Below are 16,171 nucleotides of genomic sequence, written 5' to 3' on the forward strand. Positions count from 1 at the left end.
TGAAGATTAAAAATAAAGCGCGATAACAGATAGCGCAAGAAATGCCTGGTTGTTACTAAAAAAGACAGAATAGATTGATCGTGATAAAAATCAATAAGCTGCGTATTCCATTGTAGATTATATTTGATGAAAGTGATTTGATGTTAAACTTTTGGAGAACATCGATCTGGCTGATATATTTGTTTATGTTAATTATATGTTAATACTGTTTAAGTATAATACTGCGATTAAGTAATTGTAGAGACAATAAATGAATTTATTCAGTGTTGAATTTTATAAGGAGTTCAAATCTAAAACTCTTTTACAGTTAATTAATTTTTTGGAGGCTTCAGAGGCTTATGCAAATAATAGTTTAGAGCGCTTTCTCCAACGCCAGTTGAAAAAGTATCTTTTTGACTTTTTTCAAAGAAATCAAATCTCTGATGAGCAAAAAGATAGAATTTTAAATTCTTCTTGTATCAGTTTTTTACATGGAACGTTAGCTTTTAACGCTGACACTGATATGAATAAAATAGGCTTTTCAGCAAATTTGGCCCGATATATTAATTTAATGTTCCCTAATCAAATGGAACAAAAAGAAATAAGTTTTTATACAAATCCCATTTACTGTAACGTAAATGAGCCGGCACACACCCAAATCTTAAAACTTCAACAATCGTATGATTTCTCCACTATAGATAAGGAATCATTGAGCACTAAAAGTTGGGGGAATACACCTTTGGTATTAGCCTGTAAAATTGGCAATAGTCTTGCTGCCTTGGCCTTACTTCAAAAACATCAATTACTGGGAGTAAATATTAATGAGGCGGATAACTACGGTATGACCCCGCTGCATTGGGCTTGCTTTTTCCGGCACGAGGGATTAATTGCAGCATTATTATCTGCTGGAGCCGATCGCCATTTAAAAAATAAAAGCGGGCAAACCCCGTGTGATATATACACTGCAATTATTCCCTATGACCTTAGAGTTGTTCCCCAAAAAAATGTTACTCGCTCGTTCTGTGGATTACCTAATGTACCGCTTATTGCTGAAAATAAGATGGCATTTGTTTTCGAGGGTAATGCACAAGATCATAATATGGACATGAGTGATATGATCGATATCCTATTCCATATGGATAAAATTGCGTTTCATCGATTAGGTGTTAATCAAGCTCAGCTTGAAGCTAACTTATACGCGAGTGAATACAAACAATCGGTTCCCAATAGTGCTTTTGAATTATTTATTTTCCACTATTTTTACGATTTTATCCATGCTCGTAACCATATCCCGCTCTCTGAAAACATAGTGACTTTACTTAAGATGGCACCAGGAGACACCACGGAAAATAGCTCTAATGTAGTGCATTCTTTTGAACAAGAAGAGGGGGAAACACACGGGCAGAACGATATTCCTTCAATTACTGCTGACTGCACCTTAACAGACAGTGTGGCCTCCCCTTTTGAGCGCGCGGTAAATATTATAAAAAATCACGGTACAGCTGGTGAAGCAATAATAACGGCTATGAACCGTCTACGAGATGGCCAGAAGAACCATTGGAATCCTTATTGGATGAATAGTGGTGCAAAACTTGAATGTATTATAGATGCAATTCAATCGCTTCAGGAAAATGATAATCTTGAGCAAGTCCTTACGGATCAGAACTCAACCTTGTATCAGGCTCTTAATATACAACGGCTAATTCCTATAACATTTTGGGGGAGAGCCGGCATCAATCAAGCAAAATCATTAATGATTGTTAACGATGAAGTCAATCAGGGAGTAGAGTTGCATAGCTGATTACAGGGAGCTTGATGATAATCGGGAAGAACTGCAATAAAGTGCGCTTGTCCAAAGCTCGTTGAATTACTCAATACTCAAAACGTTAATCATCTATCGATTAATAGAAACCCCGCTGTGCGGGGGCTATTTAACACGCTTAAACAATTTGCAATTATACTCAAAGATTACAGCCCATGTATTTTTCTTTTGAACAAGTGTAATTTACATTACCTCTGATTTTTACTCCATCAGAGTGCTCTTAATAATATCTTAATGGTCTTATGATATACTCTTGCATCATATTCTATCTTGAGAACAGTACTTATGAGACATATATCTCTTGCCACTGCCCAAACAGCTAACGCATGCACTTTAATCAGTATTGCCGTAATTAATGCTATTTTAAGCGCTGAAAATGAGCAAGAAATCTACGAAGGGGTAAAATTAGCTCATGAGGATTCACAACGGAGGTATAGACAAGATTTTCCCGCCGTTATCAATGGCACAGGGCTATTGGAAACGCAAGCCTACGCAAGATATTATTCATCCGTATTTGCAAATCCAAAGAAACAGAGTCTGGTAGCACCTATTGATGGCCTCAATGTTGAAGACATATTAGACAATCGAGATGGTTTTATTCGAGATAATCGTTTAGAAGGTGTTGAGCTGGCTGTTATATTGTTTATTGAGCAAAATGCTGATGTAACAGCAGCCATACAAAAGCTTGCTCCAGATACGCAGATTAATTGGGCCACAATTACCGTAGATGAGTTGCGAAGGATTGTTAGACCAGATAATACTCCGCCTCTGGCACAACAATTTCTGCCGATTATTACTCAATTGGATTCTCAAGGGATTACCATAAAAATGGCAGGGCATACTATTTCCTTAGTAAAGAAAGGAGATACTTATTACAGCTATGATTCTTTGACTGGTGATTTGTCGGTTACCAAAAATCCTCAAGAAATGGTTGCTCATTTAGATACCAAAATAGTTAGAGATCAAGCCAAAGACGCGGAAGTTTATTTTTTTACCCCAATAAAAGATTTAAAGTTAGCTCCCAAGACTCCCATTCAACAACCAGTAAAAAAAGAAGTACCAGTAGAAGAAAAACAGTATAAAGTTGAAGTTGTAGAGACGCCTGTTTTAAGCGCAGAACAAATCCATGACTTAATTAATAATCGGCCTCTTTTTCATGACGTTGCTATGTGGCAACAAGTTAATGCCGATCTATTTGCCTTAATTGTTAGCAAACTTAATGGAGTGTTGTTAACTGTAGAAGATTGGGCGGTAATAACAGCAGAGCAGTTGTTAAATATAAAAAGCAACCCTGAGCAGAACCCGGAACCTATTGCACCTTCCTTTGTTTCGGGTCGTTCGAACAGCACATTACCGGCTACTCTTCCTCATGTTTCTATTCTTCCAGGTGACATCCTGCCTGACGAAACCGGCATAAAGAAGATTGTCCCGGACATCAAATCAATTGTTCGCGATGTGCCGGTTATAAATGAGCCAGAGCAACCTGTTCGAGATTCTGAAAAGCTAATGGCAATTATAGATAAGCTTATAGAGAATATGTCAACACAACAAAATGGGCGTCAAACAACAAGAAACAGTCAATGGAAAGCAGACTTGTTAACTGATATCAAACAGGCGATGCAATCAACAAATCCTGACGCTATAAATATCAATCAATGCATTGCTGATATTCGTACCGTATGTGCAAAAAAACGCAATATCTTGCATTTTTGGGCTCAACCCCATAGCGTTTCTGAATTTGAAACAATGTTGCGTGATGCAGAAATCACTACGTCTCAAGCCAATGTTTTAATACAGTAAACCTTATAGATTTTGCCTCATAAAAGTCGCTGTATCAATCTAACTTTGACTGCAGCGACCTCTACAAAATCAAACAGACTCGTGTTAATCTCCACATGTGAAGAACACTAGAGTGTTCATCAATAGAATACGTCGGTGCTTGCCATTTGCATCCGAAGGCTTTGCCTTGAAATCTCTTCTCAATTTCCAAGTACCTCTTGAGATTTAATAACAAACCTTGTGATGTTGATTTAAATACTAATAAATCCTAATTAATTTAAAAAAAAGAGCAATGTTTATATAATGGTGGATGAAATTACTAATCTCAATCAAGAAGTGGATAAAGATAAAGAGAAACCTTTAGATGAGGAACGACGTCGATTTTTATTAGCTTCTACCAGTGTTTTGGCTGCGGTGGGCGCTGCCTGCGCACTGACTCCTTTTGTCTCTTCCTGGCTCCCTAGCGCTAAAACCCGGGCAGCAGCGGCGCCAGTTCAAGTTGATTTAAGCAAAATGGAACCGGGCGAACAAGTTGTTGTTGCTTGGCGAGGTAAGCCTGTCTGGATTATCAGACGAACTCAAGAGATGATCCAGCATTTAACTGATAATGAAAGCTTACTACGAGATCCTCTATCTTTAGTTGAGCAGCAGCCGGAATATGCCAGGAATGAATTCCGCTCCATCAATCCGGAATATTTAGTATTAATTGGGATTTGTACTCATCTTGGTTGTTCACCTAAATATAAACCTGTACCTGGGGAGTTAGGTTCTGGTTGGCAGGGTGGTTTTTTTTGTCCTTGTCATGGTTCAACTTTTGATCTCGCCGGACGGGTTTTTAAAGGTGTTCCTGCTCCTATAAATTTGGAAGTTCCTCCCCATCACTTTATAAACGAGCATACCCTTGTGATAGGCGAAGATACCAATGAAGGTTAAATTATGAAAGGATTATTAAATTGGATAGACGCTCGTTTTCCTTTGATCAGCACTTGGAAAAGCCATTTTAGTCATTATTACCTACCTAAAAATTTAAACTTCTTTTATCTATTTGGTTCTCTGGCCTTTGTCGTGTTGGCCAATCAATTTGCCACGGGTTTATGGCTTACCATGTTTTATACGCCAAGTGTGGATCAGGCTTTTTCTTCGGTTGAATACATCATGCGCGATGTTAATTTTGGTTGGTTGTTGCGTTATATGCATTCTACTGGGGCTTCTGCATTTTTTATTGTGATCTACTTACATATGTTTCGTGGTTTGCTTTATGGCTCATACCAAAAACCAAGAGAGCTGGTCTGGCTTTTGGGGATGTTTCTCTTTCTTTTACTGTTGGCTGAGGCTTTTTTTGGTTATTTATTACCCTGGGGACAAATGTCTTATTGGGGGGCTCAAGTAATCACTTCCTTGTTTGGTGCGATACCCTATATTGGTAAAAGTTTGGTTATTTGGTTGAGAGGTGATTATTCAGTTACCAATGTCACTTTGCAGCGTTTTTTTGCCTTACATGTCATTGGAATTCCTGTTTTGATGTTATTTTTGGTGTTCTTACACATAGTGGCTTTGCATCAAGTAGGTTCAAATAATCCTGAAGGAATTGAAATTAGCAATACAATTGATGAGCAGGGCAATCCCCTGGATGGCATCCCTTTTCATCCTTATTATACCGTTAAAGATTTTGTTGGGGTGGTGTTTTTTTTGATCTTATTTTTTTCTGTAGTATTTTTTGCTCCAGAATTGGGGGGGTATTTTTTAGAGCGCTCTAATTTCGCTCCTGCCAACCCATTGATAACACCAGATCATATTGCTCCAGTATGGTATATGGCACCTTTTTACGCGATGTTACGAGCGATACCCAATCAGCTATTAGGTATTGTTTGTATGGGCGCAGCAATCGTGCTTCTTTTTTTTATGCCCTGGCTCGACCGCAGCCCTGTTCGCTCGATGAGGTATAAAGGAGCACTTTCAAGAGCGAGCTTGACGCTCTTTGTTATAAGCGTAGTGCTTTTAGGCTATTTAGGCACCCTCTCAGTTAATCCGGTACGATTGTTTCTTGCCAGAACCAGTACGATATTTTATTTCTCTTATTTTTTATTCATGCCATTTTATAGTCGCCTTGAATCATGCCGTTCCGTCCCTAAAAGAATAGGTCAATGATGATAAAAAAAGTTACGGTATTTTTTGTCAGTATCTTGTTAGCCGTGACTACCCCCATTGCTTTGGCGATGGAGATTGCGGCGCAATCCATTTCTATAGATATAAATAATAAAGAGCGTTTACAGCGAGGGGCAAAATTATTTATGAATTATTGCTCTGGATGTCATTCTTTGAAATATATGCGTTATAACCGCATGGCAGAAGATTTGGGTTTAACTGATTTTGCTGGCCAGATAAATAAAAATTTATTAAATAATTTAATTTTTACTCAGGCAACGGTCTCTGATCCCGTTCAAATCGCTCTGCCTCCGGAAGATGCCAAACAATGGTTTGGGATTATTCCCCCAGATTTATCATTATCTGCAAGAGAAAGAGGTGCGCACTGGTTGTATCTTTATTTAAAAAATTTTTATAATGATGATTCCAGACCCTTTGGCGTAAATAATCTTTTGGTACCGAATGTTACCATGCCTAATGTCCTGGAACCATTAATGGGACAACAAGCATTGGTCATTAACAATGAATCACATGATTCGTTGTTATTAACAAAACAGGGGGAAATGCTTCCTGTCGATTTTGATAACGCTTTACAGGATTTAGTGACTTTTTTAGTTTATGTTGGTGAACCAGCAAAATTAATTCGCTATCGCCTGGGTATTTTTGTTATTCTTTTTTTGACTATTTTATTAATAGCAGCGTATTACTTAAAAAAAATTTATTGGCGAAGGTTATAAATAAAAATTTGAGCTGTACTTTATTTGTATAAATAAGTAGATTTAGATGCAAAGTAACCCAGAGGGGTAAAAATGTGATAGAATGTTGTTCTTTGCTCTGTAGCATAGAAATGCTATTGATGCAGGCTTTAATGAATCCATAGGAGTTGCTAATGGCAATTGTCGCAAAGCGCACCATAATGTCTTTATTTTCTGATGTTGATGATGTTTATAGTCATCAGGTCCGTATCGTGTTGGCTGAAAAAGGTGTTAATGTAGAAATTCTAGCTGTAAAGCAAGATGAGCCAGGCGCGGATCTTCTAGCCTTAAATCCATATGGCACCGTTCCAACATTAATTGACAGAGAACTCGTCCTTTATGAAGCTCGGATCATTATGGAATATCTGGATGAACGTTTTCCTCATCCTCCCTTGTTACCTGTTTATCCTGTTGCTCGTGCGGAAACCCGTAAAATGATGCATCGAATAGAACAGGATTGGTATTATTTAATGAATTTCATTAACAGAGATGAAAATGCTGATCAGGCTCGAGCTAATTTACTTGAAAGTTTAACCAGCCTTGATCCGGTTTTTGCTGACAAGCCTTATTTCTTGAGTGATGAGTTTTCTTTACTGGATTGTGCCTTAGCTCCTTTATTATGGCGCTTGCCTAAATTAGGTTTGGAAATTGCGCCAGAATTTCAAGGATTAATTTCATACATGCAGAGGGTGTTCAAACGTGAATCGTTTCAAACGAGTTTGACAGATGCTGAGCGACAAATAAGAGCGGCTTAATATTATGGCAATGACATCAAATAAACCTTACTTAATTCGCGCGTTCTACGATTGGATTGTAGATAATGAATTAACCCCTTATATACTGGTTGACGCGACGTATCCTGGCGTCCAGGTGCCTAAGGAGCATATTCGGCATGAGCGTATTGTGTTAAATATATCTCCATCTGCAACGAGGGGACTTTTACTGGAAAATGATCGCATTGTATTTACGGCTCGTTTTTCAGGACAGACCGAACAAATTTTTGTTCTTCCTAATTCAGTATTAGAGATTTATGCTAAAGAAAATGGTAGAGGAATTGCTTTTGCAATAGAAGAAGATGAAGATCCTCCTCCTTCTCCCGATTCTTCTGAGCCTGAAGCGGGCACAAAAAATAAGCCATCATTAAAATTGGTAAAGTAGATTGTTTTGCACCATCATCATTAAGTGACGAAATAATCGTAGGTTGGGCCTCTTGGCCCAACAAAGGTTCTTGAGTTAAGGCAATGTTGGGCCAATCTCCTTAGCTTGACAGCTATGTACTCAAATGCGCAGTACCCAATAACTAGTGTGGAGCAAAGGATGGCTAAGTCAGATCATGTCCTTTACCGTAGCGATCAAATCAGAGCTTGTGAGCAACAAGCCTTGCGTGTGTATCAATTGGATGAAAATGATTTAATGTCTCAAGCAGGAACTGAGGCATTTTTTTTCGTGCAGCGTTTATATCCTCAAGTGCGCCATATCGCAGTATTTTGCGGCTCAGGAAATAATGCCGGTGATGGATATGTTGTGGCAAGGTTAGCCCATGAACATGGTTTGTCGGTTACAGTATATCAATGTAAAGCTTTAGAAGATTTACCTTCAGCAGCAAGAAATGCTGCTTTATTAGCTCTCGCTGCGGGAGTTGATTGTCAATCTGCAGATGAGCCTCTTGAAACCGAGGCTGAATTAATTATAGATGCGTTGTTGGGCATAGGATTAAAAGGACCTGTTCATGGTGTGATTGCTACGGCGATTCATCAGATTAACTCCAGTGGATTACCAGTAGTCTCTTTGGATATTCCTTCGGGACTGAATGCGGATACGGGATTAGTAGAGAATTTCTGTGTGAAGGCCAATGCGACGCTGACTTTCATTGGTCTTAAAGCAGGCCTGTATACTTTAGATGGTCCTGATCATTGTGGTGAAATTCATTGCCGACATTTACAACTTGAAGCTTGTCTTGCAAAATTAAAACCGTGCGCCTTTTTGCTGAATCATGACACCCTGCCTTTGCCGTTACCTTTACGGAAAAAGAACTCACACAAAGGGAATTACGGAAGCGTCCTGGTTATAGGTGGAGGACCTGGCATGCCAGGTGCTGTGAGTTTGGCTGCTAAAGCTGCAATGCGCACTGGCGCTGGATCCGTAAATGTCGCGACTTGGCCTGAGCATGCTCACAGTGTTTTACCATTGGTTCCTGAGGCGATGATTTGGGGCGTTAAAACAGCTAAGGATTTAAAACCACTTTTAGCTAAAGCGACAGTTTGTGTTATTGGGCCTGGGCTTGGTGAAAGTGATTGGGCAAAAACTTTATTTTTAGCGGCAATTACTTCACAGTTGCCCATGGTAATTGATGCTTCTGCATTGAGATTATTATCAGAGTATCCACAAATAGATGATAATTGGGTTTTAACTCCGCATCCTGGGGAAGCAGGTAGTCTCCTTTCCTGCTCCGGGGCAGAAATACAAGCCGATAGATATCAATCTGTAGCTAACATACAACAGCAATACGGTGGTGTGGTGGTATTAAAAGGAACCGGTACTGTTATCCAGACGGATGAACAAAAGACTTTTATTTGTCCAAAAGGCAATCCTGGCATGGCTACGGCTGGAATGGGTGATGTATTAAGCGGTATAATTGCTGGTCTTTGTGCTCAGGGATTATCTTTATCTGAGGCAGCAAAGCTGGGTGTATGGGTGCATGCCGCTGCCGGGGATACGGCAGCAGAGACTTTGGGTCAGGTTGGAATATTAGCCAGTGATTTGCTTGATATTTTGCCTAATATTTTGAATTGCAATAAAAAGAAATGAATAATAGTGGATACGATAAAATAATAACTTTGGAACTGATTAATGAAAAAGCCAGCGAGCAATTTGCAACTCAATTGGCATCATGCTTAAGTGCTCCTTTAATCGTTACTTTGAGTGGAGATATTGGCGCAGGTAAGACAACCATTGTTCGCGCCATGCTTAAAGGCCTGGGAGTGCAGTCGGCAATTAAAAGTCCTACTTTTTCATTAGTAGAAAGCTATTTTTGTCGTAACTTGCATATTCATCATTTTGATTTATATCGAATCCATCATGAGGATGAGTTAGAATATCTGGGTTTTAGAGATTATTTCTCTAATGAAAATATTTGTTTCATCGAATGGGCAGAAAACGCTGGAAAAGCCTTGCCGCAAGTTGATATTCGTTTTAACTTAAGTATTAAAGGGGCTGGACGCAACATGCAAATTACCGCATCAAGTGGCGCTGGCAAAAGAATTTTAGCTTGCCTGGCAGGTGAACAATGATCATGCGCGCATGGGGTTTGTGGGTAATCATGTGTATCAGCTCTGTTGCTGCATTTGCGGCACAGTTAAAAAATGTTACTGTGTCACAGCAGACAGGTACCACAACTCTTTATTTCACGATTAATGGCCCATTCACGCATAAACTATTTACGTTGCGCCAACCTAATCGAGTTGTGTTGGATTTAACCACCACTACGCTGGGAGTCAATTTATATCAATTAAACATTACCAATTCCCTTATTAAAAAAATAAGAAGTGGCTCGGCTGATGCTAGGTCCTTAAGATTGGTTCTTGATATGAGCCAAACTGTGCAAGTGAGATCCGCTCCCTGGCTATACAACGGAAAAGTTAATGGCATCCGTTTGGATTTGATAGGAGGCAAGAATGATCTTGCTTCAAATAAATCAAAACCTCATATGATGAATAAAGCGATGATTAATAAATCCATTGTTAATAAACCAACAAACAGAATCATTAAGCAAGCTAAAGCACCAATAAAAACTCAATTAACGAAGCAACCACCGCAACAACCTATAATTACTCATAAAATGCCAATTAGCGTGCCTCACAGTCCATCTAATAAATACTTGCGCGATGTAGTTGTGGTCCTGGATGCGGGTCATGGAGGCAAGGATCCTGGGGCAAAAGGTCCTCGACGCAGCCAGGAAAAAAATGTCGTCTTGGCAATCACTCTAAAGTTAAAGCAACTAATAGACAGACAACCCGGTATGCGAGCTGTTTTGACTCGTTCGGGCGACTATTATGTGGGGCTTAGAGAACGATTAGCTATTGCCAGAAAGTATAATGGTGATGTATTTGTTTCTATTCATGCAGACGCTTTTAATAATCCGCACTCTAATGGCGCTTCAGTATTTGCTTTATCACAAAGCGGAGCAACCAGCGAAGCGGCACGTTGGATTGCGGAAAAAGAAAACTACTCCGAATTAGGCGGGGTGAATTTGGGAGATTTGGATGACTCCAATGGCGTGGTGCGCTCAGTATTAATTGATTTATCCCAAACGGCAACTATAAATTCAGGTTTGCAAATGGGAGGACGGGTTCTGGGACAACTGGGCAGTTTTACCAACTTGCACAATAGCAAGGTAGAGCAGGCACGGTTCATGGTTTTAAAATCCCCTGATATCCCCTCAATTTTAGTGGAAACAGGATTTATTTCTAATCCCATAGAGGAAAGAAATCTGACCAACCCCTCTTATCAAACTCGATTGAGTCAGGCAATATTTCAAGGGGTCAAAGCCTATTTTTGGGATAATCCTCCTCATGGTACTCGTATAGAAGCAATGACCAGCAATAAATTTCATATCGTAAGGGCAGGAGAAACGCTGCCAGGAATAGCTGCTCGTTACCATACTTCTGTGGGGGCAATGCAAGCAATGAATCGTTTGCCGGGTAATGCGAGATTGAGACCTGGGCAAAAACTGGCAATACCTTCCACATGGGCATGAGAATTCATCAGCTGCCTCCTGCAATAGCAAATCAAATTGCTGCAGGAGAAGTAATAGAAAGACCGGCTTCTGTTGTTAAGGAGTTATTGGAAAATTCTTTGGATGCAGGCGCTGATTCCATTACCGTTGAAGTAGGTTACGGTGGACTGAATCAAATCAAAATCAGTGATAATGGGGTAGGCATTGTTGCCGAAGATTTGCCCTTGGCCGTTGCGGCGCATGCGACCAGTAAAATTACAACACTTGATGATTTATATGCAATTGATAGCATGGGGTTTAGAGGAGAGGCTTTAGCGAGTATTGCTTCAGTTGCTAAAGTCACCATCAGCTCAAGACCTGCGCAACAAGAACACGCCATGATGCTGCATGTCCATGACTCCAGGAGTACCCTTGCTCCTTGCGCACGAAACGTGGGAACCACAATTGATGTTGTTGATTTGTTTTTTAATGCCCCGGTGCGTAAGCGATTTCTTAAGAATGAAAAATTAGAGTTTCAAGCCATAGAAACGGTTATTAAACGTTTTGCCTTGAGCGCGCCGCACATTGGTTTATCTTTAAAACATAATAATAAACTGGTCCTATCCTTACCCGCAGCGATTAATGAACAAGCGAAACAGATCCGAATGACCAAGATATTTGGCAGTGCTTTTACGAAAGATGCGATCTATCTCGATACAGAGCGAGGGGCGATGCGTCTTAGTGGTTGGATAAGTGGTCCTAATTATCAACGCAGCCAAAACGACAGGCAGTGGGTTTATATTAATCAGCGCATGGTTAAAGACAAATTAATTAATCATGCTTTAAAACAAGCTTACGATGGTTTGCTTTACCCGGGACGTTTTCCCGCTTGCCTGCTGTATTTGACGATTCATACTGCTGAAGTGGATGTGAACGTGCACCCCACCAAACATGAGGTCCGATTCCAACAACCTCGTTTGGTTCATGATTTTTTTACCTCGCAATTGAGTGCCGCTTTAAAATCAGCAGGGTCGAAAAATGAAGAAAAAGTCTATGAGTATGAGTCTTACTCAGCAGAGTCTGCGGATGTTTGTGAACCTTATTTATATCCGAAGCCTACGAGACCAACCGAGCCGGATCTAATTTTATCATCCACCGCGCTATCCGATGCTGATCTAAAAAATTCCATCCAGGAACAAAGTGATTTATCTCAAAGAGACCATCCTCCTGCGCCATGGAATGACAATAGAGCACTGCGAGGCGTTGCACCCAGAAAATCCTTACCTCCTGTTGAGGATGAGTCATGGTGGGTTATTCTAAATAATCAATATATTTTGGTGTTCTTAGAGCAACAACCTCACCTTGTCGATCTTATCGCTCTCCAGAAAAAATGGTTATTAAACCAGTTGAATTCGGATAATTTGCCATTGGAGAGTCGACCTTTATTAGTACCTGTCAGCTACGGGGTGTCAGCAAAATTAAAAGAGAGAATACATGAACTCCAATCCAGCGTTGAGCAAGTAGGCGTTCGTATGGAATGGTCTAAAGAAGACAAATTACTGATTCGAACGGTACCGATTAAAGTTCCTTATTTAGATATTCGTTTATTTGCAGAATCTGTAGCTGAGTTAGAATCTTTTCAACTCGATCAAGTGAGGCAAGTGATGAGTCAATGCCAACGTTTTGATCCCCAATTTTTAAGTGTTGAAGAGCGAATGGAGTTGAATCTTTTTTTATTGAGCGATCAACATAAAGGAGAAGGTATTTATAAAGCTTTATCAGTAGATGATTGCAGGATGTTATTACATGTCTAGTTTAGTTTTTTGTTTGATGGGACCAACTGCTTCAGGGAAAACGGCTTTAGCTTGTGAGTTAGTGAACTATTATCCTTTTGAAATCATTAGTGTGGATTCCGCAATGATTTACAGGGATATGAATATTGGCACCGCCAAGCCTTCCAGCGATGAGCTGCAATTAGCTCCTCACCATCTGATTAATATCAAAGATCCTATAGAATCTTATTCAGCAGCACAGTTTTGTACCGATGCATCTTCATTATGTGACTCTATTCTCAGCAAAGGAAAAATTCCTTTATTGGTGGGGGGGACGATGATGTATTTTAATGCACTTCAAAAAGGATTATCTGTTCTGCCAGAAGCCAATGCAGTCGTACGTAAGCAACTGGAAGATGAGGCTGTTCGGTATGGCTGGCCTGCGTTATATCAAAAATTAACGGCGATTGATCCTAATACGGCTGCCCGTATTCATGCGCATGACGCACAAAGAATTCAAAGAGCTTTAGAAGTATATTATTTAACAGGGATACCTTTATCCACGCTGCTTGCAGAAGAAAAGAGGGACTCGAATTATCGTTTTATCAATATAGCTCTCTTTCCCCAACAAAGATCATGGTTGCACGAGCGCATCGCTCAACGATTTGAACAAATGTTGACGGAAGGATTGGTTGATGAGGTTCGTCATTTACAGGAAAAATGGAGTTTGCATATGAATTTGCCGGCGATGCGCTGTGTGGGTTACAGGCAGGTTTTAGAGTATCTTCAGGGTGAATATGATTATGCGACCATGCGTGATAAAGGCATTGCTGCAACAAGACAATTAGCGAAACGTCAATTAACCTGGCTCAGACATTGGGATGATGCTCTGTTTTATGATCCGCAAAATCCGACTTTTAGTGATGAGATTATAGCGAAAAGCAGGGAAATATTGGATAATGAGGCTTCTTAAATTCTGGCCATGCCGTAAAGGAAAATCATGTCAACATCAAACAAAGAACCGGCAAGCACTAAAAAAAATTATGTTGTGCACCGAAATGAATTGCCACTCTGTTGTCCTACAGATTCTATGATCCTGTGGAACGCTCACCCTAAAGTGTATTTGCCCATAGAAAAAACAGGGGTTGAAGTGTGTCCTTATTGTGGCTCTCGATTTGTGTTGCAGAATGATTAATTCTATTTGTATTGTCAGACTTTCCGCTTTAGGGGATGTTCTGATGATGGTTCCTCTAATCCGTACTCTGCAAGCTTGCTTACCTGATACCCAATTGACTTGGATTATTTCAAGACCTGCATTTGATTTGGTGGAGGGAATGGATGGCGTTGAGTTTATCGTCATTGAGAAACCTAAACGCCTCATTGATTTATGGCGGTTTAAACAACAAATGCGTTCTCGCCACTTTGACGTTTTATTAGCGCCTCAAGCGAGTTTGAGGACCAATTTGCTTTACCCATTAATTAATGCAAAACGTAAAATTGGTTATGATGCTCATCGGGCGAATGATGCACATGGATGGTTTGTAAAAGAACGGATCACGCCAGGATTGGATCATACCTTAGACGGGTTTTTAAAATTCGCAGAACCTTTGGGAGTCAGTGAAAAAATAATTCGTTGGGACTTACCCATTGCTGCTGCTGATTATGAGTGGGCAGAAAATCATTTACCCAAACAGGGGCCAATCCTTGTGGTTAATCCTGCTGCCAGTAAACCCGAACGCAGCTGGCCAGTCGAACGCTACATCACTGTGCTGGAGCAAGCTCAGAATCAATGGGGGGCTCAAATTGTTTTAACTGGCGGCCCTGGGGAGTACGATAAACTTTTGGCCGAGCAAATTCTTCAGAAGATTCCTGCGACCAATCTGGTAGGTAAAACAAAACCCAAACAATTATTAGCGGTGATTAGTAAAGCAACCGCAGTTCTTTGTCCTGATACGGGACCTTCTCATATGTCTGCAGCGGTAAATACTCCAGTAGTGGCCTTACATGCAGTTACCAACCCATCAGTTTCGGGCCCTTATATTTTTCAACATTTGGTCGTGAATCGATATCCCCAAGCAGTAGAAAAAGTTTTAGGACTCACCATGGAGCAGCACGTTTGGGGCACTCATGTCCATGGAGAGGAAGCGATGAAGTTAATATCTGTTGATGATGTAATAAAAAAATTGGCTGAAATTTTTTATAAACCTGATGAGTCCGAGCTCTCTTTGAGTTAAAAAATTTTTAATTAATCCTTTGTTTATTTAAACTTATTCATTAAAATTTTTGCTTCAATTGGGGGATTCTATCTGAATCAAATTTAAATACCGGAGCATAGGGATGCAGCTTTCTAATCAACAATGTGATTTTTTCTTCACTAATGGATATTTGGTTTTACCTGATTTTTTTACTAAAGAAGTGTGCAATATTTTAAGAGAAAGAATCAGCACGCTGATTAAAAATAATCAGGATACTATTCCTAAAACAATTTTTTCCACTCAAACTCATGAGCATGCTCAAAAACAATATTTCCTGGAGTCTGGAGATAAAATCCACTATTTCTTTGAACCCGGCGCTTTTGACGTCAATGGTGAAAGTATCCATCCTTTTGAGCAATCCATAAATAAAATAGGACATGCGTTGCATGAGTTAGATCCCGTATTTAAAAAATATTCACGTGATGCACGTATCAAAAATATCAGTCACCAGCTCGGATTAAAATCAGTAAGCCTAGTGCAATCGATGTATATTTTTAAACAACCGGGAATAGGTGCGGAAGTCTTATGTCATCAGGACAGCAGTTATATTTTTGGACAGGATACTGATACCTTAGGTTTCTGGTTTGCGCTTGAGGATGCTACTTTGGAAAACGGGTGTTTGGAGGTCATTCCAAGCCCTGATACGACACCTTTAAAACAGCGAATGTTGCGCCAAGGGGATGAAATTTATTTTGAAGATTATGATGCAACCCCCTGGCCAGAAGAAACAAGTATTGCTTTACCTGTTGAAAAAGGAACTTTGATTTTATTACACGGGCGAGTACCGCATAAAAGTAAGGCTAATTTGTCCGGAAAATCAAGACATGCCTATACCTTGCATCTGGTCGATACCACGTTACCTTATCCGAAAAACAATTGGCTACAATGGCCAAATGGGATTCCCGCGTTATAGCTACACTCGGGTGTTTCTTCTCACGCCTACGTGCTGC

15 protein-coding genes are annotated in these 16,171 nt (G+C 40.0%); all 15 read left to right on the top strand.

Annotated elements, in window-relative coordinates; translation table 11 throughout:
- Positions 1-250: 250 nt before the first annotated feature.
- A complete protein-coding gene (locus LOX96_RS13850) occupies positions 251-1,780 on the top strand; it encodes an ankyrin repeat domain-containing protein (RefSeq protein WP_250423073.1) in 1,530 nt (509 codons plus the stop codon).
- Positions 1,781-2,086: 306 nt separating this feature from the next.
- Positions 2,087-3,601, top strand: a complete 1,515-nt coding sequence (locus tag LOX96_RS13855; RefSeq protein ID WP_250423074.1) for a hypothetical protein — start codon at positions 2,087-2,089, stop codon at positions 3,599-3,601.
- Positions 3,602-3,883: 282 nt separating this feature from the next.
- A complete protein-coding gene (petA, locus tag LOX96_RS13860; protein WP_250423076.1) occupies positions 3,884-4,513 on the top strand; it encodes a ubiquinol-cytochrome c reductase iron-sulfur subunit in 630 nt (209 codons plus the stop codon).
- A 3-nt stretch (positions 4,514-4,516) separates the two neighbouring features.
- A complete protein-coding gene (locus LOX96_RS13865; protein ID WP_250423078.1) occupies positions 4,517-5,728 on the top strand; it encodes a cytochrome b in 1,212 nt (403 codons plus the stop codon).
- Positions 5,728-6,462, top strand: a complete 735-nt coding sequence (locus LOX96_RS13870; RefSeq protein ID WP_431606644.1) for a cytochrome c1 — start codon at positions 5,728-5,730, stop codon at positions 6,460-6,462. Before LOX96_RS13865 ends, LOX96_RS13870 begins: the two co-directional genes overlap by 1 nt.
- A gap of 152 nt (positions 6,463-6,614) precedes the next feature.
- The gene (gene sspA, locus LOX96_RS13875; RefSeq protein ID WP_250423080.1) at positions 6,615-7,235 is read left to right on the top strand and encodes a stringent starvation protein SspA; all 621 of its coding nucleotides are present in this window, start codon (positions 6,615-6,617) and stop codon (positions 7,233-7,235) included.
- Positions 7,236-7,239: 4 nt separating this feature from the next.
- Positions 7,240-7,638, top strand: coding sequence for a ClpXP protease specificity-enhancing factor (locus tag LOX96_RS13880; protein ID WP_250423082.1), 399 nt, complete (start codon positions 7,240-7,242; stop codon positions 7,636-7,638).
- Positions 7,639-7,797: 159 nt separating this feature from the next.
- Entirely contained in the window at positions 7,798-9,288 is a 1,491-nt protein-coding gene (locus LOX96_RS13885; protein WP_250423084.1) for an NAD(P)H-hydrate dehydratase, read from the top strand.
- Positions 9,285-9,770 carry a tRNA (adenosine(37)-N6)-threonylcarbamoyltransferase complex ATPase subunit type 1 TsaE gene (tsaE, locus tag LOX96_RS13890; RefSeq protein WP_250423087.1) on the top strand — a complete coding sequence of 162 codons (486 nt, stop codon included), beginning with the start codon at positions 9,285-9,287 and terminating at the stop codon, positions 9,768-9,770. Before LOX96_RS13885 ends, tsaE begins: the two co-directional genes overlap by 4 nt.
- On the top strand, positions 9,767-11,236 hold the full coding sequence (locus LOX96_RS13895) for an N-acetylmuramoyl-L-alanine amidase (protein ID WP_250423091.1): 1,470 nt from the start codon (positions 9,767-9,769) through the stop codon (positions 11,234-11,236). Before tsaE ends, LOX96_RS13895 begins: the two co-directional genes overlap by 4 nt.
- Positions 11,227-13,008 (top strand): DNA mismatch repair endonuclease MutL, encoded by a 1,782-nt coding sequence (mutL, locus tag LOX96_RS13900; protein ID WP_250423094.1) that lies wholly within the window; start codon positions 11,227-11,229, stop codon positions 13,006-13,008. Before LOX96_RS13895 ends, mutL begins: the two co-directional genes overlap by 10 nt.
- The gene (gene miaA, locus LOX96_RS13905; protein ID WP_250423096.1) at positions 13,001-13,939 is read left to right on the top strand and encodes a tRNA (adenosine(37)-N6)-dimethylallyltransferase MiaA; all 939 of its coding nucleotides are present in this window, start codon (positions 13,001-13,003) and stop codon (positions 13,937-13,939) included. The genes mutL and miaA overlap by 8 nt, the downstream gene beginning before the upstream one ends.
- 27 nt (positions 13,940-13,966) lie before the next feature.
- Positions 13,967-14,161: a zinc-finger domain-containing protein gene (locus tag LOX96_RS13910; RefSeq protein WP_250423098.1), complete on the top strand. Its 195-nt coding sequence runs from the start codon at positions 13,967-13,969 to the stop codon at positions 14,159-14,161.
- On the top strand, positions 14,154-15,200 hold the full coding sequence (locus tag LOX96_RS13915; RefSeq protein WP_250423100.1) for a glycosyltransferase family 9 protein: 1,047 nt from the start codon (positions 14,154-14,156) through the stop codon (positions 15,198-15,200). The genes LOX96_RS13910 and LOX96_RS13915 overlap by 8 nt, the downstream gene beginning before the upstream one ends.
- Before the next feature lie 103 nt (positions 15,201-15,303).
- Positions 15,304-16,134, top strand: a complete 831-nt coding sequence (locus tag LOX96_RS13920; RefSeq protein ID WP_250423102.1) for a phytanoyl-CoA dioxygenase family protein — start codon at positions 15,304-15,306, stop codon at positions 16,132-16,134.
- Positions 16,135-16,171: the final 37 nt, after the last annotated feature.

Source organism: Legionella maioricensis (assembly GCF_023618015.1).
Lineage (GTDB): Bacteria > Pseudomonadota > Gammaproteobacteria > Legionellales > Legionellaceae > Legionella > Legionella maioricensis.

Coding starts and splice junctions, on each gene's coding strand:
- miaA (WP_250423096.1), top strand. CDS start 13,001: ATGTCTAGTTTAGTTTTTTGTTTGATGGGACCAACTGCTTCAGGGAAA.
- LOX96_RS13850 (WP_250423073.1), top strand. CDS start 251: ATGAATTTATTCAGTGTTGAATTTTATAAGGAGTTCAAATCTAAAACT.
- LOX96_RS13865 (WP_250423078.1), top strand. CDS start 4,517: ATGAAAGGATTATTAAATTGGATAGACGCTCGTTTTCCTTTGATCAGC.
- LOX96_RS13895 (WP_250423091.1), top strand. CDS start 9,767: ATGATCATGCGCGCATGGGGTTTGTGGGTAATCATGTGTATCAGCTCT.
- mutL (WP_250423094.1), top strand. CDS start 11,227: ATGGGCATGAGAATTCATCAGCTGCCTCCTGCAATAGCAAATCAAATT.
- tsaE (WP_250423087.1), top strand. CDS start 9,285: ATGAATAATAGTGGATACGATAAAATAATAACTTTGGAACTGATTAAT.
- LOX96_RS13910 (WP_250423098.1), top strand. CDS start 13,967: ATGTCAACATCAAACAAAGAACCGGCAAGCACTAAAAAAAATTATGTT.
- LOX96_RS13870 (WP_431606644.1), top strand. CDS start 5,728: ATGATAAAAAAAGTTACGGTATTTTTTGTCAGTATCTTGTTAGCCGTG.
- LOX96_RS13885 (WP_250423084.1), top strand. CDS start 7,798: ATGGCTAAGTCAGATCATGTCCTTTACCGTAGCGATCAAATCAGAGCT.
- LOX96_RS13880 (WP_250423082.1), top strand. CDS start 7,240: ATGGCAATGACATCAAATAAACCTTACTTAATTCGCGCGTTCTACGAT.
- LOX96_RS13915 (WP_250423100.1), top strand. CDS start 14,154: ATGATTAATTCTATTTGTATTGTCAGACTTTCCGCTTTAGGGGATGTT.
- LOX96_RS13920 (WP_250423102.1), top strand. CDS start 15,304: ATGCAGCTTTCTAATCAACAATGTGATTTTTTCTTCACTAATGGATAT.
- petA (WP_250423076.1), top strand. CDS start 3,884: ATGGTGGATGAAATTACTAATCTCAATCAAGAAGTGGATAAAGATAAA.
- sspA (WP_250423080.1), top strand. CDS start 6,615: ATGGCAATTGTCGCAAAGCGCACCATAATGTCTTTATTTTCTGATGTT.
- LOX96_RS13855 (WP_250423074.1), top strand. CDS start 2,087: ATGAGACATATATCTCTTGCCACTGCCCAAACAGCTAACGCATGCACT.